The organism is Ruegeria sp. AK4 (assembly GCF_056541025.1).
Window position 1 is genome coordinate 1 of the sequence record NZ_JBQFXS010000013.1, and the last position, 25,659, is coordinate 25,659.

Here is a 25,659-nt window from a genome sequence, read left to right on the forward strand (position 1 = left end):
CCTTGTCGTGGCCGTAAGGCAGCAGATCGTCGCTGGAGATGCCCAGCTTGGCACCGATTTCCTGGATCGGTTTCTTGTTCGCCTCGCGGGCAATCTCAATGTCGGATTTGTAGCTCATTGGGTTTTGGACTCCCTGCAAAAGTAGGCCGAACGAATTCAAACAGGTCCGCATGTACGGCCTGGCCGGAATCGGATTCTTTCTTTACGGTAAATAAATATTCCCTTTGGTCAACCTCTGAATTACAGAGACTTTGACAGAACGATCATTTATCGCGCGATTGCACCTTCGGATCACGCGTAACGCTTGCGACCTGCGCTGAGCCCCAACAACCAATCCTCGACAATGCGTCGTTCCGGAAATGCTTTTTGCGATGGGCTCTTCAGAAGATAGTATCCCGACTGCGTTCGCACCGATACGTCGTGGATTGGCCTGACCAACGCACCACTTTCGAGCAGCGGGTCAACAAGATGGGCCCAACCCAAAGCAACCCCTAATCCATCGACCGCTGCTTGTATCGAGAGAGGGTAGGTGTTGAAAGCCACAGCGCGTTCCATCAAAGAAGTGGAGATTCCATTGCCGCTAAGCCAGGTATCCCATGTCATCCATTCCGCATGGCTACTGGTCACTTCAATCAGATCCAACTCCGGCAGCGCGGATAGTGCTGCCGCCTTCGGATTACTTTTGAGATAATCAGGGCTACACACCGGGAAAACGGTTTCCCCGAACAAAAGCTGCGCCTCATATCCGGGCCAATCCCCTTCACCGCGCAGTATCGTCAGATCCATTGAATCAGACAGGCACTCTGCGTCGCTGTCCGAAGACACCAGCGAAATACGGATGCGTCCATTGGATTTGTTGAACTTGCGTAGCTGCGGCATCAACCAGAGCGAGGCAACGGAGTTGGTCGCAGAGATCGAAACCGTATTGGCCTGATGTTTGGCCAACATATCACGGCTGACGTCTCGTATCAGATCCAGCGACTTTTCAACGGTCGCCAGCAATATGGCCCCTTGCTGTGTCAGCGAAACCGACCGATGACCTCTGACAAACAAGGGTACGTCATAATGTTGCTCCAACAGACGCACTTTGCGACTGATGGCAGTTTCCGAAATGTTGAGCACCTTGCTGGCCTGCGCAAAGCTCTGGGCCTTGGCGGCCGCTTCAAAAGCCAAAAGGTAGTCGAGCGGCGGGAGGACCTTCCCGGTAACTGGCGCTTTCTTTGGCATCTGACGGCGGATTCCCGATCTGAAGCGGATTGCAATCAAAGAACATTTGCCTGCGTCGACTGGAAACCGATCAGGCAACTGACTGTTAAGATAGTAAAAAACCGATTTAGCCTCAAGATTTTATGGGCAACGCCTCTCAAATTTCTGTTCTGCGTCTCGCGCAAACTTAGGCAGAATGACCAAATTCGGGGCCGGAAGAGCCCTCAATCCAAAATCGAACGTCACTCAGGGAGCAAACATGAAACTTTCAAACCTACTTTCTGCTGCAACCTTGGCAGCGGTAGCGGGCACCGGTGCGATCGCAGAAGACAGCAGCGATCCGATCGTCATCCCAATTCACAACTGGTCCAGCCAGATCGTGATGTCTTACGTGGTCGGTCAGTTGTTCGAAGAGATCGGCGATAATGTCGAATACGTCACGACTGACAGTCAGGCGGTCTACGAGTCGGTGCGTCTGGGCGACGTCACGCTTGAGATGGAAGTCTGGGAAGGCGCGTTTGGCGCATCCTTCCGCGCAGCTCTGGAAAAGGGCGGTCTGCATGATGCAGGCGACCACGATGCTGTCACCCGCGAGGACTGGTGGTATCCGATGTGGACCAAAGAGTCCTGCCCCGGCCTGCCGGATTGGGAAGCTTTGAACGATTGTGCGCATTTGTTTGCGACAGCCGAAACCGGCGACAAAGGCCGATATCTGGACGGTCCGGTAGACTGGTTGAAACATGGTAAAGAGCGTGCTGAAGCGCTCGATCTGAATTTCACCGTGATCAACGCAGGTTCGGCTGCAGCCCTATGGGCCGAGATTGGTGCCGCAGAGGCGGACAAGAAGCCGGTTCTGGTCTTCAACTGGACACCCAACTTTGCCGAAGCTGTCTGGCCCGGTGAGTTTGTCGAGTTTCCGGCCTGGGAAGATGGATGCGACAAAGACCCGTCCAAAGGTCCGAACCCGGATGCGCTGTATGATTGCGGCAATCCGGCTACCGGTTACCTGAAAAAGGCCGCTTGGGACGGTATGAAAGACAAATGGCCTGCTGCTTACTGTGTGTTGACTGAAATTTCCTTCACCAATCCGCAAATCGCAGAGATGGCCAAGCTGGTCGATACGGACGAGCTGGAACCGGAAGAAGCAGCAGCCGAATGGCTGGATGCGAACCGCGCTGTTGTTGATCCATGGATCAGCGCCTGCAGCGGATAATCCGGTCGTACACAACGAAACTGGCGCGGCCTTCCTGATCTCATTTAAGCAAGGCCGTGCTTAACAAGAAAGAAAGGCAGCCATGTCCGCCTCAGCGCCTGTAATCTCAGCCCAAAACGTCTGGAAATTGTTTGGACCTTCGCCCGAGAGCTATCTGAAGTCTATGCCGGCTGGCCGCAGCTTCGACGAGATTCGTGCGGACGGCTATATCGCCGGGGTCAAGAACGTCTCGATTGAGGTTGGCCGGGGCGAAATGCTGGTCATAATGGGACTGTCCGGATCAGGCAAATCAACCCTGGTGCGGTGCTTTTCGCGCCTGCACGACATCACCGGCGGTTCGATCAAGGTTGATGGTCAGGATATCATGGGCCTGAGCGAGCGAGACCTGATCGAATTGCGACGCAATAAGATGGGCATGGTATTCCAGTCCTTCGGCCTGTTGCCGCACCGCACGGTCTTGGATAACGTTGCCTTCCCGCTGGAAATGCGCGGTCAGGATCGCCATGACCGGCGCGAGCGCGCTTTGGAAGTTGTCAAATTGGTCGGCCTTGAGGGCCGCGAAGAATACTTCCCACGCGAGCTTAGCGGTGGGCAACAGCAGCGGGTCGGCATCGCCCGGTCCCTGGCGATTGAACCGGATATTTGGTTTCTGGACGAGCCGTTCTCGGCCCTTGATCCATTGATCCGCCGCGAAATGCAGGATGAATTCCTGCGGCTGCAAGAGATGCTGGGCAAGACCATCGTCTTTATCACTCACGATTTCGACGAAGCGCTACGCCTCGCAGATCGCATCGCAATCATGCGCAACGGTGCGGTTGAACAATGCGATACACCTGATCAGATCGTCATGAACCCGGCCACCGAATACGTGGCAAAATTTACCGAAGACATCGACAAAGCCCGTGTCGTACACGCAAAAGGGCTGGCGAAACCGATCAATGGACATGCTCTTGAAGGAGCGCCCGTCAATGGCGGCTCGACCATCCACGAATTGGCGCGGGTTCTCGTTAATGACAACCGCATCCTTCTGCCGGTTGCGGATGACAAGGGCATTGTCACCGGTGTTCTGGAACGCGACGCCGCTTTGAATGTCTTGCTCGGAGCCGAATGATGGCGACGCTATCCACTGATCTGCACGAGGCCTCGCACAAGCCATGGGGGCGTACCCGCGTGCTTACGGCATTGCTGACCGTGGCCTTTGCACTGATCCTTGTCAAGGTCGTCGGTGTTTTGCCCGAATGGCTGAACCGCATTCCCGAAGCGGCCATCCCACCCACAGCACAGCTTCTGGATGCGATCTTCAACTTCATCCAGAACGACCTTGGCCTGATCTATGTGACTCGCTTCATCGCCGAAGGCCCGCTGGAGTTTTTGTTGGACACGTCGGCCAACCTTTTGGAAGGCAAGCGTCGCTGGCCTAATCTGGGACCGATCCCATGGTCTGCGATTGCCGCAGTTGCCGGTGTTGTCGGCTATGCCGTAGGGGGATGGAAGTTGGCAGCCCTTGGAGCGGGCACATTCATCTGGACGGCGGCAATCGGGCAGTGGAAAATCGCCATGCAAACCATGTCCGTGATTGTCGTCGCGGCACCCTTGGCGTTCCTGCTGGGTCTGGTTCTGGGTATCGCCGCGTGGAAATATGGCTGGTTCGAGCGGATGCTGAAGCCTATCTTGTCGGTGTTGCAGACCCTGCCCTTCTTTACTTACCTGCTGCCTGCGGTGATCTTCTTTAAAGTCGGACCAACAGCCGGTGCCGTGGCAACGATTACCTTCGCCATCCCGCCGATGATCCTGATGACAACACTGGGCCTTAAAAAGGTCAGTCCCGAAGTGATCGAAGCGGGTCAGATGTCTGGCTGCACCCGCTGGCAGATGCTGCGACATGTCTATGTTCCCGCCGCGCGCACCGAGATTTTGGTTGGAGTTAACCAAGTGATCATGTTGTGTCTGGCCATGGTGGTGCTGACCGCATTCATCGGCATGCCCGGCCTTGGCGCCAAGCTGTTAGCGATGATGGGCAGTTTCAAACTCGGGCGTTCTTTTGAGATTGGTGTGACCATCGTTCTTCTGGCGGTCATGCTCGATCGGATGTCAAAGGCTTGGGTCGTCAAACAGCCCGTTCATTTCGAACGCGGCACCCCATGGTGGAAGCGGCACCAGATCTCGCTGGTGGCGCTGGGTCTGTTTGTCGGGTTTATCCTGCTCTCGCAGGTCTTCCCGATCCTTGCCGAAGTTGGCCGCAAGCAGCACCTGAGCCAAGGCAAGGAAATTGACGTGGTAATCAAGTCGATTCTGGCGATTGATGCCATCAAGGGAACGACCGAATGGTTGCGCTGGTTCCTGAACGTCAAGGTTCTGATCCCGTTCCGAGACACGTTGCTGGCGATCCCTACCCCCGCCTTCATCCTGCTGGTCGTTGCCTTTGCCTATTGGGTCGGCGGACGCCGCCCCGGCATCTATGCTGCAGTCTTCTTTACGATCGTGGCTTTCTCGGGCTGGTGGGATCGCTCCGTTATCACGCTCTACACGGTGATTTCGGCGGTCGCGCTGGCGACACTGATCGGTATCCCCCTGGGAGTTGTCGCGGCCCGATCCACCCGCTGGTCCAAGAGCATCCTTCTAGCCTGCGACACCGCGCAGACTTTCCCCAGTTTCATCTATCTGATCCCAGCAATCATGCTGTTCGGCGTCAATGATGTGGCCGTCGTGTTCTCGATCCTGATCTTCGCCGCTGTGCCATTGATCCGGTACACCATTATTGGCCTCAGCAGCGTGCCCCCGGAAATGACAGAAGCGGCGGACATGTCCGGGTCCACGCGGCGCCAAAAGCTGATGTCGGTTCAATTTCCGCTGGCGCTGCCAACAATGGCCGTCGGATTTAATCAGGCGATCATGTTTGCCTTTTTCATGGTCATCATCGCGGCCTTCATCGGCACACAGGACCTGGGACAGGAATTGCAACGCACGCTGGCAGGTACCGAGTTGGGCAAAAACTTTGTCCTTGGCCTGAACGTGTCGCTGATGGCGCTGACCTTTGACATGGCCATCAGCAGCTGGGCGGAAAAACGTAAAAAGCGACTGGGGCTCGACTGAGATGGCACAGCTAAAAAACAGACGCAGTGTTGCCCGTTTCGACGACAACGGCTTTGTCAGGATGCAGATGACAGACCTGCCCGACGAACAAGTTTGGTGGAAGAATGTCAGCTTTGACCAGGATACCGGGCAAGGCAGTTATCTGATGAAAATGGAGCCAGGCACGCGCTCGAACCCGCATGTCCATCATGGCCCAGAAGAGTTCTTTGTCCTTGAGGGTGACCTGACCGATCACGATGGATTCAGCTATCGCAGCGGTGACTTCGTAAGTCTTGCCGCAGGTTCCAGCCATTTTTCACACACCAAATCGGGATGCCTTTTAGTGGTCACGCACCGCGGTACGACCGAATCCATTCAGGAAGGTGCATTATGAATGTGAAGCCGGTTTTTGAGGTACCATACGAACGAAGCGGGGTTCTGGCCCCCGGCCTTCCTATCCTGCCTCATGGAACAGAACGCCATCCCGTCCCCGCCGCTGGATCACGTGCGGTTCCGGTGTCCAAAGGCGACAAGATCACTTTGCTGGATCGCGATGGGATGCAACCGGCCGAAATGGTCTTTTTTGCTCCTGACCGAAGTTCCGACGCAGCCATGCTGGGCACGCAGGGGCATGGGCAGCCCGAAGGGTTGATTGCAACGCTGACAAATGGCTCGGCCTCGGGACAGAAAGTGCTGCGCGCACTAGAGGTCGCAGGCTTCGATATCGGACGCGGGGATGCAGTCCGGGCTTTTTCGGACGGGTCGCGCCCGGGCGATATGGTGCATTTCGTAGCAGAAAATGACGGCCTGCTGATTGTCGCCGCACCGGGCGAAGCGATGCGGCCCGAGAACAACAACCCTCCGACCGACATCATTCTGTACATCCAGAGGGCCGCGCCCGGCCTCGAGAAACCCGAAGTTGGTCCGCCCGAACCGCTAGCCGATCCTATCAAGGACATCAACATCCAACCGGGCAATGCCAAATCCTATGAGGTCAAGGCCGGGGAGTTCATCCAGATCGTCGATATCCGGGGCCGCGAGTGCTCGGACTTTCAGGCCTTTAGCCGCCGCGCCTTAGATCAAGGGATCGAGCGCGAAATTGACCCGACGACAACCCGCAGCCTGATGGGCAGTTTGTATCCTCAACCAGGGATCTTCTCGAAATACTGGTCGGTAGATCAAGAGCCTTTGGTCGAAATCGTACAGGACACTTGCGGACGGCACGACACCTTCGGCCTTGCCTGTACCGCGCGGTATTACGAAGACCTTGGCTATCCCGGTCACGTGAATTGTTCGGACAATATCAACAAGGATCTGAATCAGTATGGTATCAAGCCGCGCGGAGGCTGGCCGGCGATCAACTTCTTCTTCAACACAATGCTGGACCAGACCAACGCAATAGGCATGGATGACCCGTGGTCGCGGCCCGGTGATTTCGTGCTGCTGCGCGCGCTGACGGATCTGGTCTGCGTCAGCACCGGCTGCCCCTGCGACATTGATCCGGCAAATGGTTGGAATCCAACAGATATTCAGGTGCGAACCTACAAGGCGACCGAGAATTTCAAGCGATCCTATGGCTACAGAAAATCTGCGGAGGCGGATGTGGAAGAAACCAAGAAAACAGCATTTCACGACTGCTTTGCACGGCACACCCGTGATTTCATAGAATACAACGGCTATTGGCTGCCCAACACGATGACCAATCATGGTTCCATTGCTGAATACTGGGCCTGTCGGGACAAGGTCGCGGTCATGGACCTTAGCCCCCTGCGGAAATACGAGGTTGTCGGGCCTGACGCAGAAGAGCTGATGCAACTTTGTATGACTCGCAACATGAAAAAGCTGAGTGTTGGTCAGGTCGTCTATACGGCCATGTGCTATGAACACGGCGGGATGATTGACGATGGCACCGTCTATCGTTTGGGTGAAACAAACTTTCGCTGGATTGGCGGGAGTGACACCAGCGGATTGTGGCTGCAGGAACAGGCGCTCAAACGCAATATGAATGTCTGGGTGCGTAACTCGACGGACCAGTTGCACAACATCGCGGTGCAGGGGCGTCACGGCCGCGACATTCTTTCCAAGATCTTCTGGACGCCACCTCAGCAACCAACGATCGAAGAACTGCCATGGTTCCGGCTTACCGTCGCACGTGTGGGCGATGTGCAGGGGACGTCAGTGGTTATTTCCCGGACCGGTTATTCCGGTGAACTTGGATACGAAATCTTCTGCCACCCCAAAGATGCGGTCGAGATCTTTGATCGCGTTTGGGAAGCTGGTCAGGAATATGGTATCGCGCCGCTCGGGCTTGCGGCACTCGACATGTTGCGGATCGAAGGCGGTTTGATTTTTGCCGGGTCGGAATTTGACGATCAGACGGACCCGTTTGAAGCAGGCATCGGCTTTACAGTACCGCTGAAATCAAAAACCGACGATTTCATCGGACGGGCCGCGATCGAGGAACGCAAGGCGCACCCGCACCGCAAACTGGTCGGTTTCGAGATCGAAGGCGGCACTGTCCCTTCGCCCGGCGATTGCGTGCGCGTTGGAAAAGCGCAGGTTGGAGAGATAACCAGCGCAATGAAATCACCCGTCCTTGGCAAAGTCATCGCGTTGGGTCGGATTTCGGTTACACATGCCACCATTGGGGCAGACATTGAGATTGGGCAACTGGACGGGCAGCAAAAGCGGTTGAAAGCCACGATCGTTCCATTCCCGCACTTTGATCCGACAAAGGAACGTGTGAAAGGGATATACGCAGAAGCGACCGTTCCGGACGCTGCAGAGTAGCCGCAAAAAAGGTGACGACATTCGAGGTCATCATGTCGGATCGTTGCCGGGCCTCAAGAAAGCATTCGTCATTTGGTTTTGAGATACTGTCCAAAACGGGCATTTTCAGATTGCCGCTCTTTCAAGTCACCATGGTCGCTTTACTGGCGTTGTATTCAACACCCGGATTGGCCGACGAATGTGATCGGATTACTATGCTGGAAAACTACGAAACGTCTGCTGTCGCACCCGAAAACGCAGTCTGTGAAACCTTTGTGGGCTTGGCCGGCACCAAGGGCATTTCATGCTTTTGGTCATTTTCGTATCGAAACGATAGCGCTGACCTATTTTTTCGCGACGCTTGGCTTGAAGTCATAAGTTGTCGCGAAGGTAGCAGCCCTTCAGCTTCCGACCCTGTGAACCACCCCGACAGCTACAACTTGCGGGAACTGATCACAGAGCGGGGCACATACCGCGTGTCGAAGAAGGACAAGAGCAAGCAAAACCAAACTTTAGTTGTGATGGGTTTTGTAAACCACAACTAAGAAGTCCTGATGGTTCTGTCGCAAACTTTTTCTCCAACTGTGAGGTCGAGCGTACTTTTGATAGCGCGTGCTCGGATAAGACAGGAGCAAATCGTGACGATCTCTTTCAAGGGTGCGCATTTTCCGAAAGAGGTGATTTTGTACGCTGTTTTCTTCTATCTCCGATACGGTGTTTCATACCGGTATTTGGAATAAATCATGGCGGAACGTGGCTTTGATCTGGATCACGCGACGCTGAACCGCTGGGTGAGCGGTTATGCCAGTCTCGTAGCCGATGCTTCACGGTATAGAAAGCGTCCCACCGACCGTTCATGGCTGACATGGTTCGTGCAAAACAGGAAACAAGTTGTTCGAAATTTCCCCCTGCTCAGGTGGTTCTGCTTCTTCCGATTGTGAATGCAAGTATCGAGCGCAGAAATTAGGTTTGATGGCTCGTGTTCAGTTTAGCCGCAACCAGATTTGCGAAGGAGTCAGATGTCAAACTTGGTCGTGATTGAACATAATTTCGCTTACATGCAGAAGTGATCCTTCTTCTGTATTGGTATGATTGCCCCTTTCCATTTGATCACTTCTGTTGCCAAGTTATGGCCTGCTTCCAGACACTCCCGAATGCTCTTACTCCTGACATGCGCAGCAAGAAAACCAGCATTGAAACTGTCCCCTGCGGCGGTGCTGTCCACGACTTCTGCGACGGCATGCAAACCTTCGACCTTCTGCGAAGTAATGAGATCAACCGGACCAAGAGCGCCACGTTTCAGCGCGCCGAATTCTACACCAAGCCTGCCTAAGCGACGCAGCACATCTTTTTCGTTCTGTTCCCCGAAAAGTTCAATCTCATCGTCTAGCGAAGGAAGTGCGATATCGGACAGCTGCCACATCTCAAGATTGAAATCCCTCGCCGCTGTTGTGCTCTCCCACAGTCGTGGCCGGTAGTTACTATCGTAGGCAACAGACCCACCATCATTTCTGAATTCACGCAGAAAGCGGATCAGGTTACTACGTACATTGGGCGGAAGAATCGCAAGGGATATACCGGACAGATACAACAGATCGAACCCTGCTAGTGATTGCATTGAAACGGAGCACGGGGACTGGAAAAGTGTGCGAGCAGCGGAGTTTGAGCGCCAGTAAGTAAAGCTGCGCTCTCCGTTTTCATCCGTATCTATGGCGTAAAGGCCTGGGCATTTATCGTCGCGAATTTCAATATATGAAGTGTCGATATCGTAGGCCGCAATCGACTTTAAAATGATCTGCGAGTAAGGATCCGACCCCAAGGCAGAGCAGTAAGAAATGGACACGTCTGCGTCGGCAAACAATCGGCTCAGGTAAACGGCGGTATTGAACGTATCCCCGGCGACGCCCAGTTTTGCGTTTACGCCATCACCGGATACAAGCTCTATCATCACTTCGCCGATGCAGCAGACCTTGCAGATCGGGCGTTTACTTCCTGTCACTCAAAGCTCTCCGAATGTCTGCCGCACTTGATTCCAGGCACTCTCGAGGTGACGCTTGAGAGCATCTTCGGCCGCGTCCGAATCGCGCATGAGAACCGCATCAAAAATCTCTTTGTGAGCCTCAAAGTTCTTTTGGTTTCGATCCGGCAATCGCGGCATCTGCATCCAGTGCGGTGCCAGCCATGTCGTATAGGCCCGGTTGACCGCAGGCAGGACCGGATTCTGAGGAATTTCATACAATATCCGGTGAAACCCGATATCGGTTTCATAAAACATCTCGCTGTTTTCTATCGCGGCTTCGTTGGCCTCAAGGGCCTGTTTCAAAGCGGCGATGTCGTGCTTGTCCGCTGTTTTGGCGGCGTCCCTGACCAGCGCGGCCTCAAGCAGTATGCGGGTATCGAACAGGTTACGAACGCCTCCTGGCTGGTGAAGCAGATGGGTTACGATGCTTTCGATGGCGCTGAAGGCGCTGTCATATCCCGGCTTTCTCACCAACGGTCGGTGTCTCGGGCGCGCTTCAATCAGCCCTTTGTTCGACAATGCGACCACCGCCTCGCGAACAACCGTGCGGCTGATACCGAACTCTTCCATCATGTCGCGCTCAGGTGGAAGGGGTTGGCCGTCACCCAGTTCACCGGTCTGGATTCTCTGAGCAAGGATTGCGACAACCATGTCCGCAGCTCGCCCTTTTTCAGCTTGGTTCTGCACAAAGATATCCTTTCGGTTATTGGGTCCACACGGGCCAGTGCCCCGTGCGGCCTAAGTTCTATAAACGCCCGAGTATCAGGTCCGCGCAACGATCCCCCATCATCATGGCGGGCGCCTGCGTGTTTCCTGCATTAATGTCTGGCATCGCAGACAAATCGCAGACGCGGAGGTTATCAACACCTCTCACGCGCATACGCGGGTCCAGAACGGCCATCGGGTCGTTGTCAGCTCCCATTTTCGCGGTGCCTGCCGGATGGTAGTTGGTTTTTACGAAGCGGCAGCAATAGGCGCGCAGATCCTGATCCGACCGCGCATCGGGTTGCGGCAACATGACTTTGTCGATCCGGTCGGCAAGAGGGGCTGTGTTGAACGCCTCAAGAAAAAACCGCTGGCCCTCTACCATCCTGTCCATATCCTCTGGTTCTTTCAAAAGGTTCGGCGATAAACGCGGCATAGCCTTGGGATCGGACGAGGACAATTTGACAGTACCGCGCGATTTGGGTTTGACTACGACTGTTGTAACGGTCAGCCCGTATCCGTCTTCAACCAAGTGCCGGGTATCACGATCGACATAGACGATCGGAACGCAAAAGGCCTGAATCGTCGGCTCACCATCCGCGTCCCGGGGATTGACGAATGCACCTGCCTCAACTCCGGCGCTGGTGATCGGTCCGCTGCCGAAGAGCTTGAACTGAAGGCCGTTCTTGATCATGCGCAAGCCTTCACCTTGCCGGTAGTAGCCACCCTTGCCCTTGATGCGCGCGGTAATCGGAACTTCGGGATGGTCCACCAGATTTTCCCCGACCCCGGCCAGGTCCGCAACACATGAGATGTCGAATTCGCGAAGATGATTAGCCGGGCCAATGCCCGAGTGCATCAGGATTTTTGGCGTCACCAGAGAGCCGGCTGAGACGATCACTTCCCCGTTGCATCTTTCGGTATGAACAGTTCCCGAACGGTCGGCAAATCGGACCCCGACGGCTTTGCCATTCTCAATTATTACGTTCAGAACCTCGGCCTGCAGGCGTATCGTCAGGTTCGGGTCGTTTTTTAGCGGCTCAATAAACGCATAAGCTGACGATGACCTTTTACCCTTACGGTTCATGAATTGGTAAAAGCCGACACCGCGCTGTCTTTCACCATTGAAATCAGGCGAGAAGGGTTCGCCCAAACCCTGAACGGCCTGAACAAACAGTCGCGACAAATCATCGATATGGCCCGGATCAGACACCAGCAACGGCCCACCTGCCCCGTGAAGGTCGTTGAACAGCCGGTTGTTGTCTTCCATGCCGCGAAAATGCGGGAGTACGGCATCCCAGTTCCAGTCGATACCGTCATTGCTTCCGCGCAGGTTGTCGTGCCACGCGTCGTAGTCCGACGGGCGTCCGCGCATGTAGACCTGTGCATTCACAGACGAGCCGCCCCCAAGCACATGCCCCTGCGGGATGTCGTGAACACGCCCGCCCAGATGCTCTTGTTCGACCGTCTTGTGATAGCGCATGAATTTTGTGCCGTTTATCATTTTGAAGATGCCCGGCGGCATGTCCAAAAGCGGGTGTTTGTTGGAATACCCCGCCTCAAGCAGAAGAACGCGGTGCTTTCCGTCCTTGGCCAGTCGTGCGGCGGCCACGCATCCGGCGGCCCCTCCTCCGGCAACAATGTAATCGTATTCGACGGCCATATTGGTCCTTCCGAAGAACAGCGCCTGCTCAACGATACAGGCACGACATGCAGCCCCATCCCAACGAAAGCTCTGCTTTATCGAAGGCAGTCAGGACGGTGGCGATTCACACCTATATGATCATACCAAAATTAGCAAGACGCGGCGCATTTTCGGAACTTAGGCCCTTTTTCAGATAATTTTCTTGACCTGAATGCTATTTTGGGCGAGGTAGGAATTGTTTTGGTATGACCAAAGGTGAGCCGTGTTAGATTTTGACATTCAGTCCGGAACAACCCTCAACGCGCGCATGTTCATTGATGGCGCATGGGTTGACGGCGCGCTCGGCGACCGGGTCGAAGTTGAAAATCCCGCAAACGAGCGCGTCATCGCAACAATACCGATTGGATCGGAAAAGGATGCGGGACGGGCGGTGGAAGCCGCGCACAAAGCGCAATCGGAATGGGAAATGGTCCCGGCTGTGCAGCGTGGGCGCATCGTTCGTCGAATTGGCGAGCTCGTGTTGTCCAAGGCCGAACACCTTGCCCGTATCATCACCACGGAACAGGGCAAACCACTTAATCAGGCATCGGGCGAAGTAGCCGCCACCGCGGAGTTCTTTTTTAACGCCGCCGACAGCGCGCGTCGCATCGAAGGGGATATCCTGACCTCGGACAACTGTGACGAAGAGATCTTCATAAGACGCCATCCGTATGGCGTGGTTGTTGGGCTGACGGCCTGGAACTACCCGGCCGCCCTCGTCGCCCGCAAACTAGGCCCGGCACTGGTCGCCGGGAACGGATTTGTTCTGCTTTCGCACGAAATCACGCCGCTCTCGGGTTTGTTTATCGCGGCACTTGCGCAGCAAGCCGGCGTACCGGATGGGCTGTTCAATGTAGTATCGGGTCAAGGTCCGGTGACGGGTCAGGCCCTTGTGCAGCACCCCCTCACCTCAATGATTACAATGACCGGCAGCAACCGGGCCGGGCGTGAGATTTTTCGGGCCGGAGCCGACGGGATGAAGGTGCTGCGCCTGGAACTCGGCGGGAAAGCCCCCTTCATCGTTCTGGACGACGCCGACATAGACCGGGCCGTCGAAGCTGCGATCGTTTCGCGTTTCACAAATTGCGGCCAGATATGCACCTGTAATGAGCGGATGTACCTGCATCGCGCAATCGCCGATGAGTTTTTGGACAAATTTGTTTCCAAGGCGGCAGCATTGACGATTGGCGACCCGATGGACAACCCGGACTTAGGCCCAAAAGTCAGCAGGCTGGAGGTCGACAAGGTGGCATCGCTGGTCCGGACTACGGTTGAGGACGGCGCAGAGGTTCTGTTGGAGGGCGGCCCTCTGAGTCACGGGCCCTACGCCAAAGGCCATTGGATGGCCCCCACGGTTCTGGAAGTCAGAGACAACAAGACCGCAGTGGTAAAAAAAGAAGTATTCGGCCCAGTGGTGCCTGCCATCCGGGTGGAGGATTTCGATCAGGCCTTGGCGATGGCGAATGACACCGCATTCGGATTGTCCGCTTACGTCTTCACAGCAAATCACCGCCGCATCATGCAAACCCCCAAAGCGCTGAAGTTTGGCGAGATTTACGTCAACAGGGCCAATGGCGAACAGGTTCACGCCTTTCACAATGGCTGGGGTCAGTCCGGTCTGGGCGGAGAAGATGGGAAATATGGTTTCGACGGGTACCTGCGCAAGCAGAGCCTTTACTTAAACTGGGGGTGATCCCGGTATCCAGCGGCTTGGAGGAGACGGCCGCATTCAACTTGGAGGAGAGAAAATGAAACGTCGTTATTTGCTTGGATCCGCAATTGCGCTCAGTGTCGGGCTAAGCGCAGGACTGTCCACTGCCGAGACACCGCCGTTGGAAGCCAAAGACACCTACCGCGTGGGCTTCCCGCAGATGGAGTCCAACAATCCCTGGCGCATCGCGCAAACCAAGTCCTTTCACGACACCGCTGAAACCTGTGGCTGGGATTTGATCGCAACGGACGCCGCCGGGTCCGCAGCCAAGCAGGTTGCAGACGTGGATTCAATGATCGCGCAGGGTATCGACGTTCTGTTCCTGCCACCGCGCGAAGAAAAACCTCTCATCCCGGCTGTCATGAAGGCCAAGGCCGCGGGAATTCCAACCTTTTTGGTGGACCGCTCGGTTGACCCAAGCGTTGCTACGGCGGGTGAGCACTATGTGTCGTTCCTTGGGTCCGATTTTATAGAACAGGGTCAGCGCGCTGCAGATTGGTTGATCGCGAATTTTGATGGCGAAAAAGGCGTTATTGTCGAGCTGGAAGGCACTACAGGATCTTCGCCAGCCAACGACCGGAAAAAGGGTTTTGACGATCAGATCGCAACGGATGACCGGTTTGAGATCGTAGCCTCCCAAACGGGCGATTTTGCGCGCGACCTGGGGCGTCAGGTGATGGAAACCCTGTTGCAGGCCCACCCGGACGTGAACGTGGTCTATGCCCATAACGACGAAATGGCGATTGGCGCCATCCAGGCGCTTGAACTGGCAGGCCGGAAGCCGGGCGAAGACGTGATCATCGTATCGATCGATGGCACGCGCGATGCGCTTCAAGCCATTATTGACGGCAAAATGGGCGTGACCGTTGAAAGCTCACCCTTCTTTGGCCCGCTCGCATGCGACGTGATGAAACGCTACGCAGCAGGCGAGGAAATTCCGGGTTGGATCAAGGTCGAAGACCGGATCTTCACCAAGGACAACGCGGCCGATCATATCGACGAAGCCTATTGATCACTCCCTGTGTCGGAGGGGGCGGCTTGCCGTCCCCTTTGATACACCTCATCGCAAGAGATCACGCAGATGACAGACTTAATCGAAATGAGCGGTATCTGTAAGGCGTTCGCCGGGGTCGTGGCCCTACAGGATGCCCGACTTCAGCTGAAGCCCGGCGAAGTTCATGCGATTATCGGCCAGAATGGTGCAGGAAAATCCACTCTTATCAAGATATTGACCGGCGTTTACCGGAAGGACTCCGGGAGTGTGAAAATCAACGGGTCAGAAACCCGGATCAACACCCCCCGCGAAGCGCAGGATGCCGGGATCGCAACGATCTATCAGGAACTGAGCCTCGTGCCCCTGCGCAGCGTGTCGGAAAATGTGATGATGGGGTACGAGCCACGCACGAAACTTGGATTGATCGACTGGAAACGCGCGCACAAGCAGACAGAAGAGATTTTGAAACGGTTCGGCGTCAACATTGACGTGCGCGCGCAGCTTGGGACCTATTCCACCGCCATCCAACAGCTTGTTGCGATTGCCCGAGCTGCATCCATGAAGGCACAGGTTGTGATCATGGATGAGGCCACATCATCGCTGGACGACCAAGAGATTGAAATCCTGTTTGGAGTCGTACGCGAGCTGAAAAAGCAAGGCGTTGCAATCCTGTATATCTCGCATTTTCTGGACGAGCTTTACCAGATTTGCGACCGAGTGACGATCATGCGTGACGGCCAAACCGTTGGCCAACATGTCGTTTCAGGGACAACCAAACTGGGTTTGATTTCTGAAATGCTGGGCCGGGACCCCGAAGAAATAGAAGCCGCTGGCATGACCGGCCTGGCAGGGGAAAAGCGCAATCAACCTGGCGAGCTTTTGCTGAAGGCCGAGGACATCTCGACAGGTCATGGGCTGAAGGGTGTCACAGTCTCTGTCCGAAAAGGCGAGATCGTTGGGCTGGGCGGCCTACTCGGGTCCGGTCGGACCGAAGTTGCACGGGCACTGTTCGGACTGGATGCCCTGAGCAAGGGAAAAATCACACATCGCGACGATCCGGGTCGCATCAGCACCCCGGCACAAGCGATCGAATCCGGTATCGGGTTCCTAACTGAAGACCGCAAACGTGAGGGGATCATCCCGCATATGTCTGTGCGCGAGAACATGACCCTTGCCTTGCTGCCCTGGCTTCGGAAACTCGGCGGCGTCGATCGCAAGCGCGAGCATGAACTGGTCGGGTCATTCATACGTTCGCTGGACATTAAAACCGCAAGTATGGAGCAGCCGATCCGAGAATTGTCAGGCGGCAACCAGCAAAAGGTCCTGCTGGCGCGATGGCTTGCGCTTAACCCCCGAGTGCTGATCCTGGACGAACCGACCCGCGGGGTCGATGTGGGGGCCAAGTTCGAAATCCAGTCGATCATCCGGGACTATGTGGAAAAGGGTCTGGGTGTCCTTCTGATCAGCTCTGAATTCGAGGAACTGGTAGAAGGCGCGGACCGGATCGTTGTGCTGCAGGATGGCCACTCTGTCACGGAGCTGGAAAACCCCGGCGTGACCGAGGAAAGCCTGATCGCCGCCATTGCCCACCACTATGAAAGAGGCGCGGCATGACCCCGGAGAACAAACAAACCTTGCACAGCAGCCGACCCTCAGGGCCGCGACCCCAGTTCGACTGGACCTGGGTCAGCAGCAACGGCGGAGTGATCGCGTTAATCGTAATTCTGGCTTTCAACGTTGTCGTGACGCCGAACTTCCTGAACCCGCAGACCTTATTCGTGAACATCAGCCAGGTGGCGACAATTGCGATTGTGGCCGTTGGGATGACACTGGTGATTGCAACCGGCGGGATCGACCTGAGCGTTGGTGCAGTGATGGCGCTATCAGGGGCAATGGCACCCCTGATCTTCACGTCACCATTTGCCGAGGCAAACCCGCAACTGGGGCTGGCATTATCCATCGTGGTCCCGGTGCTGGTAGCGCTGCTCTGCGGGGCCTTCAACGGGTTTATGGTCAGCTATCTGAATGTGCAACCCATTGTTGCAACACTGATTTTCTTCATCTCAGGCCGGGGCATCGCCTTGGTTCTGACCAACGGTAATCTTCAGACCTTCACCAACCCCGAGTTCAGCTATCTGGGCACCGGAAAGATCCTTGGTTTCCCATTTCAGGGGTATCTGGTCCTCATCATAGCGGTCGTTGTGTGGTGGATGGTAAGCCAGACAGTGTTTGGTCGTCAGCTTTTGGCAGTGGGTGGAAACGAAAAGGCTGCGCGACTGGCCGGTGTACCAGTCAAGCGAGTCAAGATCGGGGCTTACGTAATTTGCTCCGGTCTGGCGGGTCTGGCGGGTCTGATAGTGGTTGCGATCAACTCCGCCTCGGACGCGGCGCGGATCGGCAACTTGATGGAACTGGATGCAATCGCCGCCGCAGTAGTCGGTGGCGCGTTATTGCAGGGCGGCAAGGCGCCTATTTTTGGCGCCATTCTGGGGGCCGTGATCATTCAGCTGGTCAAATACACCCTGTTGGCCAACGGGGTCGCAGACGAAGTCGCGCTGATCGCCAAAGCCGCAATCATCGTGATGGCCGTTTATCTTCAGCAAGCGCGCAAGGAGTGATCAATGCTTGATACATCCGCATTCGACCTGCGCCGCTATCTGCAGGGCAACACACACAGCATCGGCGTCTGGATCGCGCTCGTCGTCCTGATCGTGTTCGGCTTGCTGCGTTATGAGAACTTTGGCGGTGCCTACAACATCTCATCTTTCCTGAATTACAACGCAATGTTCATCGTTATCTCTGTCGGGATGTGCTTTGTGATCCTGACCGGCGGCATCGATCTGTCCGTAGGATCAGTTGCGGCGTTCACATCTGTTATCGCGGCCTATCTGTCACCGTACGGTATTCAGGTCGCTTTGCCCGGTGCGGTGGCAGCAGGGCTGGCCATAGGCGGGTTGAACGCCTTCTTTGTTGTCGCAATGCGCATCCCACCTTTTATCGCCACGCTTGCCACAATGCTGGCGGCCAAAGGCGGTGCATTGGTGATCTCAGGCGCGCAAACCATTTCGATCGACTGGGGATCGAATTTCACCAAGCTCGGTCTGGAAAAGGCGTTTGGCATATTGCCCTGGACGATTGTGATAACCCTTGTGTTGGTTGTCGCGCTTTGGGTCGTGCTCGAAAAAACGTCTTTGGGGCGCACGGTTCTTGCAGTCGGCGGCGGTGAAGATGCCAGCATCATGATGGGCCTCAGCGTGAAAAAGGCGAAGATCTTCGTCTACACGCTCAGCGGCGGATGCGCGGGGTTGGCAGGTGTCTTTCTTGCCTCTGGTTTTGGTGCGGGGCAGCCACTTGAAGGTGTCGGCTGGGAACTTTCTGCCATCGCATCGGTCGTCGTCGGCGGTACTTTGTTGACGGGTGGTCTGGGATCAGTCCCGGCAACCGTCGCAGGCGCGCTGTTGCTGGGTCTGGTTTTCAACATCCTTAACTTTGAGAACGGCAGAGGCGTGATCAGCTTAAGCGCTTACTGGCAGATGGTGATCCGCGGAGCCTTCCTGTTTGTCGTCATTGTCTTCCAAAGTCGCGTGGCGTCGTCATCAAAGGAAGGAACAGTTTGACATGGGACAAATCGCAAGCGTTTCCGTGAACCTGTTTGATGTTCCCCTTGCCGAAGTGCTGACGGATGCGAAACACGGGGATCACACCCATTTCGAACTGGTAACCGCGACAATCCGGCTTGACGATGGCCGTGAGGGGACCGGCTATACCTATACCGGTGGCAAAGGCGGGCGATCCATCGCTGCCATGATCGAATTCGATCTGGCGACCTTTCTGACCGGACAAGACGCGGACGATGTCGAAGCATTGCACGACGCGATGCAGTGGCACGTGCACTACGTCGCGCGGGGCGGTATAGCGTCCTTTGCGATCTCTGCCGTCGATATCGCGCTGTGGGATTTGCGTTGCAAGGCACTTGGGAAACCGCTGTGGCAGGTTGCCGGTGGTCACAGCAACCGATGCCGCGCCTATGCAGGTGGCATCGACCTGAATTTTCCGCTTCCAAAACTGCTTACATCCATTCGGGGCTATCTGGACCGGGGCTTCAACGGTGTAAAAATCAAAATCGGGCAGCCCACATTGGAGGAAGATTTAGCGCGGGTCGAAGCGGTGAGAAACCTGATTGGACCGGACATCACCTTTATGGTCGACGCCAACTATTCCATGAGCGTGGATCAGGCCATCGCCGCCGCACGCGCCTTTGAACCTTTCAACCTGACGTGGTTTGAAGAACCCACAATTCCAGACGACTACAAGGGTTTTGGACGGATCGCGGCGAACTCAAACATTCCCTTGGCCATGGGTGAAAACCTGCACACGATCCACGAGTTCGAATACGCAGTGGCCGATGCGTCGCTAAGCTATCTGCAACCGGATGCGTCCAATTGCGGTGGTGTGACGGGTTGGTTGAAAGTCGCGGAACTCAGCCGGGAACACAATTTACCAATTTGCTCCCACGGAATGCAGGAACTGCACGTCAGCCTTGTCAGCGCGCAGGAAAATGCCGGCTGGATCGAGGTGCATTCCTTTCCGATCGACTATTACACCACCCGCCCGCTTCACGTCGAAAACCATCTGGCTGTTGCGCCTGATGATCCGGGGATCGGCGTCACCTTCGACTGGAACAAGCTTCGCCAAGCTCACAAGGAAATGCACTCATGACCCCTGACACGATGACCGCGGCCTACTACCGTGGTGACAAGACATTCATAGTCGAGAACGCCGGAGTTCCACGACCGAAACCGGGTGAAGTTCTATTAAAGATCGCCTATTGCGGCATTTGCGGCACCGACATGCACGTCTATCACGGAAACATGGACGCTCGCGTCGGGCTGAACCGCATCGTCGGCCATGAAATGTCGGCGACCGTGGTAGAGCTTGGCGAAGGCGTGTCCGGGTTTGAGAAAGGCCAGAAAGTCGTCGTGCGCCCCTTGGCAGCCTGCGGAAATTGTCCGGCCTGTGCTGAAGGTTATTCACACATTTGTCACAACCTGCAGTTTCTGGGCTTGGACACGGATGGGGCCATGCAAGAATACTGGTCTGTTCCAGCCGAGACCCTGCATGCTCTGCCAGAAGACATACGCCTGGACCATGCCGCCTTGATTGAACCCGTTGCTGTCGCGTGCCACGACGTGCGGTTGTCAAAGTTGAAGCCCGGCGAAAACGCTGTGGTCATCGGCGGCGGGCCCATCGGTACACTGGTTGCCATGGTCGCAAGAGACGCAGGAGGCAACATCACGATCTCTGAGGTCAACGAAAACCGCTTGGAAATCGCGGAGGGGCTTGGCTTCGACACCGTCAACCCTTTGAAAAGCGACCTGGTCGCAGCGATCAATGAAAAGACGGGCGGCAAAGGCGCCGAGGTCGTGTTCGAAGTATCCGGGTCTCAGCCGGGTGTCGATGCAATGACAACCGTCGCCGCGACCCGCGGGCGGATCGTGATGGTGGCGATCCATGCCGTCCCGCCGAAGGTCGACATGTTTCAGTTTTTCTGGCGTGAGCTCAAATTGATTGGCGCCCGGGTCTATGAGCCCGAGGATTACGAGAAAGCCATCGAGTTAATCAGAAACGGTGCGGTGGATGCCGCCACAATAATCACCGATGTCAGCCCGTTGAGCGACATTCAATCCGCGTTTGAGGCACTGGATTCCAGCCCGGTCGCAATGAAAAGCCTGATCAAGATCGGTGACAGAGGATGAGTGGTTTGTCGATGTTTGACCTTGCTGGAAAGACCGCCGTTGTCACCGGGTGCAAGCGTGGGATCGGGCGAAGCATGGCCGAAGCGTTGGCATTGGCTGGCGCTGACGTTGTTGGCGTCAGTGCAACGCTGGAACCGGAAAACAGCGAGGTCGAAAAAAAAGTCCGGGAACATGGGCGTGCGTTTAAGGCATTTCAGTGTGACTTCCGGGATAGGGACGCGGTGCGCAACTTTGCTGCGCAGTTGTCTCGGGAAGGCATCGTGCCAAACATTCTCGTCAACAATGCCGGAACGATCAGACGTGCGCCAGCGGCTGAGCATTCGGACGACCTCTGGGACGAAGTGATCGACGTGAACCTGTCCGCGCAGTTCCTTTTGGCGCGCGAGATTGGCGGCGCGATGTTGAAACGCGGCAGCGGCAAGATCATCTTCACGGCGTCGCTTCTTACGTTTCAAGGGGGAATCACAGTTCCGGGATACGCAGCCTCCAAAGGCGGGATCGGCCAGCTGACGAAAGCACTGGCAAATGAATGGGGGGGACAAGGAGTAAACGTCAATGCGATCGCCCCCGGCTATATTGCGACGGACAATACTCAGGCCTTGCGCGATGACCCGACACGCTCTCGGGCTATTCTTGAAAGGATACCGCTGGGTCGGTGGGGCAAACCCGACGATTTTGCGGGGCCTGTGGTATTCCTGAGCTCTGCAGCCTCTGACTACGTCAATGGTGAAATTCTTGTCGTGGATGGCGGATGGATGGGTCGCTAGCTCAGGATATCCAACGGTGGAATTCACTTGGAAATGAAATGGATGCGCATCGGTCTCCGAACATTCCGCCCAAGTTAGACCAATGTAACTTTAAGCGCCTACCGCCCGGGACGGCGGCGCGGCGCTGCACTGGAGAACGGCTCTCTGGAAATAAGCCGGACCTTTTGCGCTATGCAGGCGGAACGCTCGCCCTGCTTAGCACCTCACTCTGGGGTCAGCAGATCGGCAAACTTGTCGCGCGCAACAGACCGGAAAACGGTTCCTATACTTTCTATGGTGCGTTTGTGCGCTGAACGTTTTCTCCAGACCAAGCCAACGGACCTTGTGAAACGGTCCTTGCGAAACGACAGAACAGAAACATCCCCGGTGTCCAGGGAAACTTCGGAACGCACGTACAGCGCAGGCAGAAAGCAGACACCCATGTTTAACGCAGTCATTTGCCGTAAGGCATCAAGACTTGTACCTTCATAGTCTTGCCGTGGATTGGCACCCAATTCCTCGCACAAAGCGACGATCTGATTGTGCAACACGTAAGTCGACGTCAAAGCAAGGATGTCTTGCCCGACCAAGTCCGCATCTTGGGCTTCAGACTTGCTCGACAGCGCGTGATCTTTTGCGACGGTCAACTTGAGTGGCTCCCGGAATAGGCGCTCTACCTCCAAGTCGGCTGATCGTACCGGAAGCTGTGTGAGGATTAGATCATGCTGACCGCGAAGAAGCTCTTCTTGCAGAACCAGCGGTGCTGCGTCTCGAACGATTAGCTTTAGCGAGGGGTAGGATGTGTGCAGGCGCCGCATAATATGCGGCAGAAAATAAGGACCCAATGTCGGAGATGTTCCCAAGCGGATGGTGCCACTGATACCTGCGCTGGCATCTCGCGCCAAGCCCCTAAGCGTTTCCGCTTCTTCAAGTACCCGTCGCGCCTGCGCCAGAACTTCGCGCCCAGTTGGGGTCAGTATTGCCCCCCGCTGTCCCCGCTCGACCAATTCGACGCCAAGCGCGGTTTCCAGCCCGGCGATCTGCTGACTCAGCGAAGGCTGGCTGATACCAAGGCGTTCAGCCGCACGCCGATAGTGCCGCGCTTCCGTCAGCGCGACGAAATACTCCAGCTGCTTCAAGGTTACATCGTTGCCCAAAGTGTCGACCTAAAATTGATAGGTTTTTCCTATTCAACTTTAATTTATGATCACCTTTCATAAACTTCAATCCAACCGATATCGAAAGAATTAGAGCTGATTGAGCGGGCTCGTCAGTCAGCCCTAATCAATCGCCACCTGGATAGGAGACAGAGATGCCCCGCAATAACCTTGTAAACGCCATTTCGTTGAAAGCCCGTCTGGCTGAGCTGCGCATAAAAAACATGGAAGTCAAAAAGCTAATAGCCGACGAACTGAAGAGGCCGCTGCCATGTTCATTGTCTTTGCAACGGCTCAAACGCAGGAAACTGGAATTGAAAGACCAAATGTCCCGCTATGACGGGCTGCTTCGCACATTGAGTGCCTTGTCGCCCAGCCAGTCCCTTCATCCCCTAAGGTGATCAATATGTTTTCACAAATGTACCAACTGACCGGCCTCAGATTTTTTCACAGCACTGATCTGAGAGACATGAGAAAAGCCATTCTGGAAGACGAAGAGGATGGACCGGACGGCGGTAGTCCGCACGTCGATCCGCGACAGGCACATCGTCAGGGTCAGCCCCGTATCCGATAGAACAGGATTTCGGCGTCGGCGCGGTGTAGTGATGCGCCGCGGCCAACGGCATGAGTCACTGAGCAGTGGAATCGTCCGTTGGTACGGCCAATCTCACGAATTGATTGCATTCGAAGAAAGCCGGATTTTACGAAGTTTGAATAGCTTACAACCGGTCCAGGTCGAAGATCTGGTAGTGGAATTTAGCCTCAACCCAGCTGAAATCGCCGAAGTGATCGGAGATTCAGACAATCAATCCCTATGAATCAGGTATCTGTGAAACAGGTTGGCGGTGCCCTCTTCGCTCTATTGGAAAGTGCGTATGTGCAGACTTCACATAATTTAGGCTATGCGCGGTTCGGGTGTCGTTAACACCACACATGTCGTTTCAGTGTTCATTGTACCCCGCTGCTAGGTTCTGCCCTTGGAACCAGCTGTTACGTAGGCGCGATACATTTCGCCACACCATCACAAACGTCCCGTCCTTTGCAATGATCTGACAGCCGGGCTGAACGTGAATCGAATTGATTTCCAAATTGCGTGGATATTTTTTCCCGTGTTCGATGCTTGGATGATCAGCGCGGACCGGATTCTTTGAAGCAATCTGTCACGTAGTTTGCATCAATACCGTCGCCTTCGTTTGAAATCCTTCTACATGTGGATCACACGCCCATAGGCATCGAGCACGGCTTCGTGCATCATCTCGGACAAAGTCGGGTGCGGGAAGACGGTGTTCATCAGGTCTTCTTCCGTGGTTTCCAACTGACGGCCCACAACGTAGCCCTGGATCAGTTCGGTCACTTCCGCACCGATCATATGGGCGCCAAGAAGTTCTCCGGTCTTGGCGTCGAAGACCGTTTTGATCAGGCCTTCGGGTTCGCCCAATGCGATGGCTTTGCCATTGCCAATGAACGGGAAGCGGCCAACTTTGATGTCGTAGCCAAGTTCTTTCGCTTTTGCTTCGCTATACCCAACTGAGGCAACTTGAGGCTGACAATAGGTGCAACCGGCAATGCTTTCGGGTTTCACCGGATGTGCGTGCTTTCCTGCGATCAGGTCCGCGACCATGACCCCTTCGTGGCTGGCTTTATGCGCCAGCCAAGGCACGCCTGCGATATCGCCGATGGCATAAAGCCCGTCGACCCCGGTGCGGCAATACTCATCCGTGACCACATGGGTGCGATCAATTTTGACGCCAAGCGCCTCAAGACCAAGGTTCTCGACATTGCCCACGATGCCAACCGCTGAGATCACGGTATCGAAGTCGTGCTTCTCGACCTTGCCTTTGACTTCAATATGCGCGGTGATTTTTCCTTGGGCGCGATCGAGCTGCTTGACCATCGCCTTTTCCATGATGGTCATGCCTTGCTTGGTGAAGGCCTTCTTGGCGAAAGCGCTGATCTCGGCGTCTTCGACCGGCAGCACGCGGTCCATCACCTCGACCACGGTCGTGTCCGCGCCAAGCGTGTTATAGAAGCTTGCAAACTCAATCCCGATGGCACCAGAGCCGATGACCAGCAGCTTCTTCGGCATCCGAGGCGGTTGCAGTGCATGCTTGTAGGTCCAGACCAGATCACCATCGGCCTCAAGCCCTGGCAGTTCCCGCGCGCGCGCACCGGTGGCGAGGATGATGTTCTTTGCGGTCAGTTCTTCCGTGCCTTTGTCGGTCTTGACCGAGACCTTGCCTTTGGCAGGGACCGTCGCCTCACCCATAACCACGCTGACTTTGTTCTTTTTCAGCAGGTGCCCGATGCCACCCGAGAGCTGCCCCGCAACCCCACGCGAGCGTTTGACGACCGCATCCAGATCATAACCGATCTTGTCCGCCTTCAGGCCGAAATCCTTGGCCCGCTCCATCAGGTGGAACACTTCGGACGACCGCAGCAGTGCCTTCGTGGGAATACAGCCCCAGTTCAGGCAGATGCCGCCCAGATGCTCACGCTCGACAACAACAGTTTTCAGTCCCAGCTGCGCCGCGCGAATTGCGGCGACATAGCCTCCGGGGCCTGCCCCGATTACGATCAGATCAAAGAAATTAGACGACACTGTTGTCTCCGCGAGGTCATGGAGTAC

General features: G+C 55.6%; 23 protein-coding genes and 1 pseudogene. 17 read left to right on the forward strand and 7 right to left on the reverse strand.

Features of this window, described 5'->3' with window-relative positions; translation table 11 throughout:
* Both ACR0EZ_RS18780 and ACR0EZ_RS18785 read right to left on the reverse strand, forming a co-directional pair.
* A partial coding sequence (locus ACR0EZ_RS18780) for a formate--tetrahydrofolate ligase (protein ID WP_480615515.1) occupies window positions 1–118 on the reverse strand: 118 nt, incomplete at its 3' end.
* Window positions 119–291: 173 nt separating this feature from the next.
* Window positions 292–1,227, reverse strand: a complete 936-nt coding sequence (locus ACR0EZ_RS18785; protein WP_170694192.1) for a LysR substrate-binding domain-containing protein — start codon at window positions 1,225–1,227, stop codon at window positions 292–294.
* 238 nt (window positions 1,228–1,465) lie between these two features.
* On the opposite strand from ACR0EZ_RS18785, the gene ACR0EZ_RS18790 reads away from it, so the two are divergent.
* The 7 genes and pseudogenes from ACR0EZ_RS18790 to ACR0EZ_RS18820 form a co-directional block, all read left to right on the forward strand.
* Window positions 1,466–2,419 (forward strand): ABC transporter substrate-binding protein, encoded by a 954-nt coding sequence (locus ACR0EZ_RS18790; RefSeq protein WP_170694193.1) that lies wholly within the window; start codon window positions 1,466–1,468, stop codon window positions 2,417–2,419.
* 82 nt (window positions 2,420–2,501) lie between these two features.
* Window positions 2,502–3,530: a glycine betaine/L-proline ABC transporter ATP-binding protein gene (locus tag ACR0EZ_RS18795; RefSeq protein ID WP_170694194.1), complete on the forward strand. Its 1,029-nt coding sequence runs from the start codon at window positions 2,502–2,504 to the stop codon at window positions 3,528–3,530.
* Complete coding sequence (locus ACR0EZ_RS18800) at window positions 3,530–5,512, forward strand: ABC transporter permease (protein WP_480616000.1); 1,983 nt, start codon at window positions 3,530–3,532, stop codon at window positions 5,510–5,512. The genes ACR0EZ_RS18795 and ACR0EZ_RS18800 overlap by 1 nt, the downstream gene beginning before the upstream one ends.
* A gap of 1 nt (window position 5,513) precedes the next feature.
* Window positions 5,514–5,885, forward strand: a complete 372-nt coding sequence (locus ACR0EZ_RS18805; protein ID WP_480616002.1) for a cupin domain-containing protein — start codon at window positions 5,514–5,516, stop codon at window positions 5,883–5,885.
* Window positions 5,882–8,281, forward strand: coding sequence for a trimethylamine N-oxide demethylase (locus tag ACR0EZ_RS18810; protein WP_480616004.1), 2,400 nt, complete (start codon window positions 5,882–5,884; stop codon window positions 8,279–8,281). The genes ACR0EZ_RS18805 and ACR0EZ_RS18810 overlap by 4 nt, the downstream gene beginning before the upstream one ends.
* Before the next feature lie 11 nt (window positions 8,282–8,292).
* Complete coding sequence (locus tag ACR0EZ_RS18815; RefSeq protein WP_480616005.1) at window positions 8,293–8,805, forward strand: hypothetical protein; 513 nt, start codon at window positions 8,293–8,295, stop codon at window positions 8,803–8,805.
* 93 nt (window positions 8,806–8,898) lie between these two features.
* A pseudogene (locus ACR0EZ_RS18820) lies at window positions 8,899–9,120 on the forward strand (IS6 family transposase); the annotation flags it as partial.
* A 194-nt stretch (window positions 9,121–9,314) separates the two neighbouring features.
* Here ACR0EZ_RS18820 and ACR0EZ_RS18825 read toward each other — a convergent pair.
* The 3 genes from ACR0EZ_RS18825 to ACR0EZ_RS18835 all read right to left on the reverse strand — a co-directional run bounded on the left by ACR0EZ_RS18825 (window position 9,315) and on the right by ACR0EZ_RS18835 (window position 12,648).
* Entirely contained in the window at window positions 9,315–10,259 is a 945-nt protein-coding gene (locus tag ACR0EZ_RS18825; RefSeq protein WP_480616007.1) for a sugar kinase, read from the reverse strand.
* Window positions 10,260–10,931 carry an FCD domain-containing protein gene (locus ACR0EZ_RS18830; protein ID WP_480616009.1) on the reverse strand — a complete coding sequence of 224 codons (672 nt, stop codon included), beginning with the start codon at window positions 10,929–10,931 and terminating at the stop codon, window positions 10,260–10,262.
* A gap of 94 nt (window positions 10,932–11,025) precedes the next feature.
* On the reverse strand, window positions 11,026–12,648 hold the full coding sequence (locus ACR0EZ_RS18835) for a GMC family oxidoreductase (protein ID WP_480616011.1): 1,623 nt from the start codon (window positions 12,646–12,648) through the stop codon (window positions 11,026–11,028).
* Window positions 12,649–12,937: 289 nt separating this feature from the next.
* Here ACR0EZ_RS18835 and ACR0EZ_RS18840 point away from each other — a divergent pair, with 289 nt between their 5' ends.
* From ACR0EZ_RS18840 to ACR0EZ_RS18875, 8 genes are all read left to right on the forward strand, one after another.
* Window positions 12,938–14,362: an aldehyde dehydrogenase family protein gene (locus ACR0EZ_RS18840; protein ID WP_480616013.1), complete on the forward strand. Its 1,425-nt coding sequence runs from the start codon at window positions 12,938–12,940 to the stop codon at window positions 14,360–14,362.
* Between the two features lie 55 nt (window positions 14,363–14,417).
* On the forward strand, window positions 14,418–15,392 hold the full coding sequence (locus ACR0EZ_RS18845; protein ID WP_480616015.1) for an ABC transporter substrate-binding protein: 975 nt from the start codon (window positions 14,418–14,420) through the stop codon (window positions 15,390–15,392).
* Between the two features lie 69 nt (window positions 15,393–15,461).
* Window positions 15,462–16,988: a sugar ABC transporter ATP-binding protein gene (locus tag ACR0EZ_RS18850; RefSeq protein WP_480616017.1), complete on the forward strand. Its 1,527-nt coding sequence runs from the start codon at window positions 15,462–15,464 to the stop codon at window positions 16,986–16,988.
* Complete coding sequence (locus ACR0EZ_RS18855) at window positions 16,985–17,992, forward strand: ABC transporter permease (RefSeq protein WP_480616019.1); 1,008 nt, start codon at window positions 16,985–16,987, stop codon at window positions 17,990–17,992. Before ACR0EZ_RS18850 ends, ACR0EZ_RS18855 begins: the two co-directional genes overlap by 4 nt.
* 3 nt (window positions 17,993–17,995) lie before the next feature.
* The gene (locus ACR0EZ_RS18860; RefSeq protein WP_480616021.1) at window positions 17,996–18,991 is read left to right on the forward strand and encodes an ABC transporter permease; all 996 of its coding nucleotides are present in this window, start codon (window positions 17,996–17,998) and stop codon (window positions 18,989–18,991) included.
* 1 nt (window position 18,992) lies between these two features.
* A complete protein-coding gene (locus ACR0EZ_RS18865) occupies window positions 18,993–20,093 on the forward strand; it encodes a mandelate racemase/muconate lactonizing enzyme family protein (RefSeq protein WP_480616023.1) in 1,101 nt (366 codons plus the stop codon).
* Window positions 20,090–21,130 carry a zinc-dependent alcohol dehydrogenase gene (locus tag ACR0EZ_RS18870; protein WP_480616025.1) on the forward strand — a complete coding sequence of 347 codons (1,041 nt, stop codon included), beginning with the start codon at window positions 20,090–20,092 and terminating at the stop codon, window positions 21,128–21,130. Before ACR0EZ_RS18865 ends, ACR0EZ_RS18870 begins: the two co-directional genes overlap by 4 nt.
* A complete protein-coding gene (locus tag ACR0EZ_RS18875) occupies window positions 21,127–21,897 on the forward strand; it encodes an SDR family oxidoreductase (RefSeq protein WP_480616027.1) in 771 nt (256 codons plus the stop codon). The genes ACR0EZ_RS18870 and ACR0EZ_RS18875 overlap by 4 nt, the downstream gene beginning before the upstream one ends.
* Window positions 21,898–22,100: 203 nt before the next feature.
* Here ACR0EZ_RS18875 and ACR0EZ_RS18880 read toward each other — a convergent pair whose 3' ends face one another.
* Window positions 22,101–23,015 (reverse strand): hydrogen peroxide-inducible genes activator, encoded by a 915-nt coding sequence (locus tag ACR0EZ_RS18880; RefSeq protein WP_480616029.1) that lies wholly within the window; start codon window positions 23,013–23,015, stop codon window positions 22,101–22,103.
* A 173-nt stretch (window positions 23,016–23,188) separates the two neighbouring features.
* Between ACR0EZ_RS18880 and ACR0EZ_RS18885 the strand changes: the two genes are divergently transcribed.
* Window positions 23,189–23,434 carry a YdcH family protein gene (locus ACR0EZ_RS18885; protein ID WP_480616031.1) on the forward strand — a complete coding sequence of 82 codons (246 nt, stop codon included), beginning with the start codon at window positions 23,189–23,191 and terminating at the stop codon, window positions 23,432–23,434.
* 99 nt (window positions 23,435–23,533) lie between these two features.
* Window positions 23,534–23,851 (forward strand): hypothetical protein, encoded by a 318-nt coding sequence (locus ACR0EZ_RS18890; protein ID WP_480616033.1) that lies wholly within the window; start codon window positions 23,534–23,536, stop codon window positions 23,849–23,851.
* 386 nt (window positions 23,852–24,237) lie between these two features.
* Here ACR0EZ_RS18890 and lpdA read toward each other — a convergent pair whose 3' ends face one another.
* Window positions 24,238–25,632 (reverse strand): dihydrolipoyl dehydrogenase, encoded by a 1,395-nt coding sequence (gene lpdA / locus ACR0EZ_RS18895; RefSeq protein ID WP_480616035.1) that lies wholly within the window; start codon window positions 25,630–25,632, stop codon window positions 24,238–24,240.
* Between the last annotated feature and the right edge of the window lie 27 nt (window positions 25,633–25,659).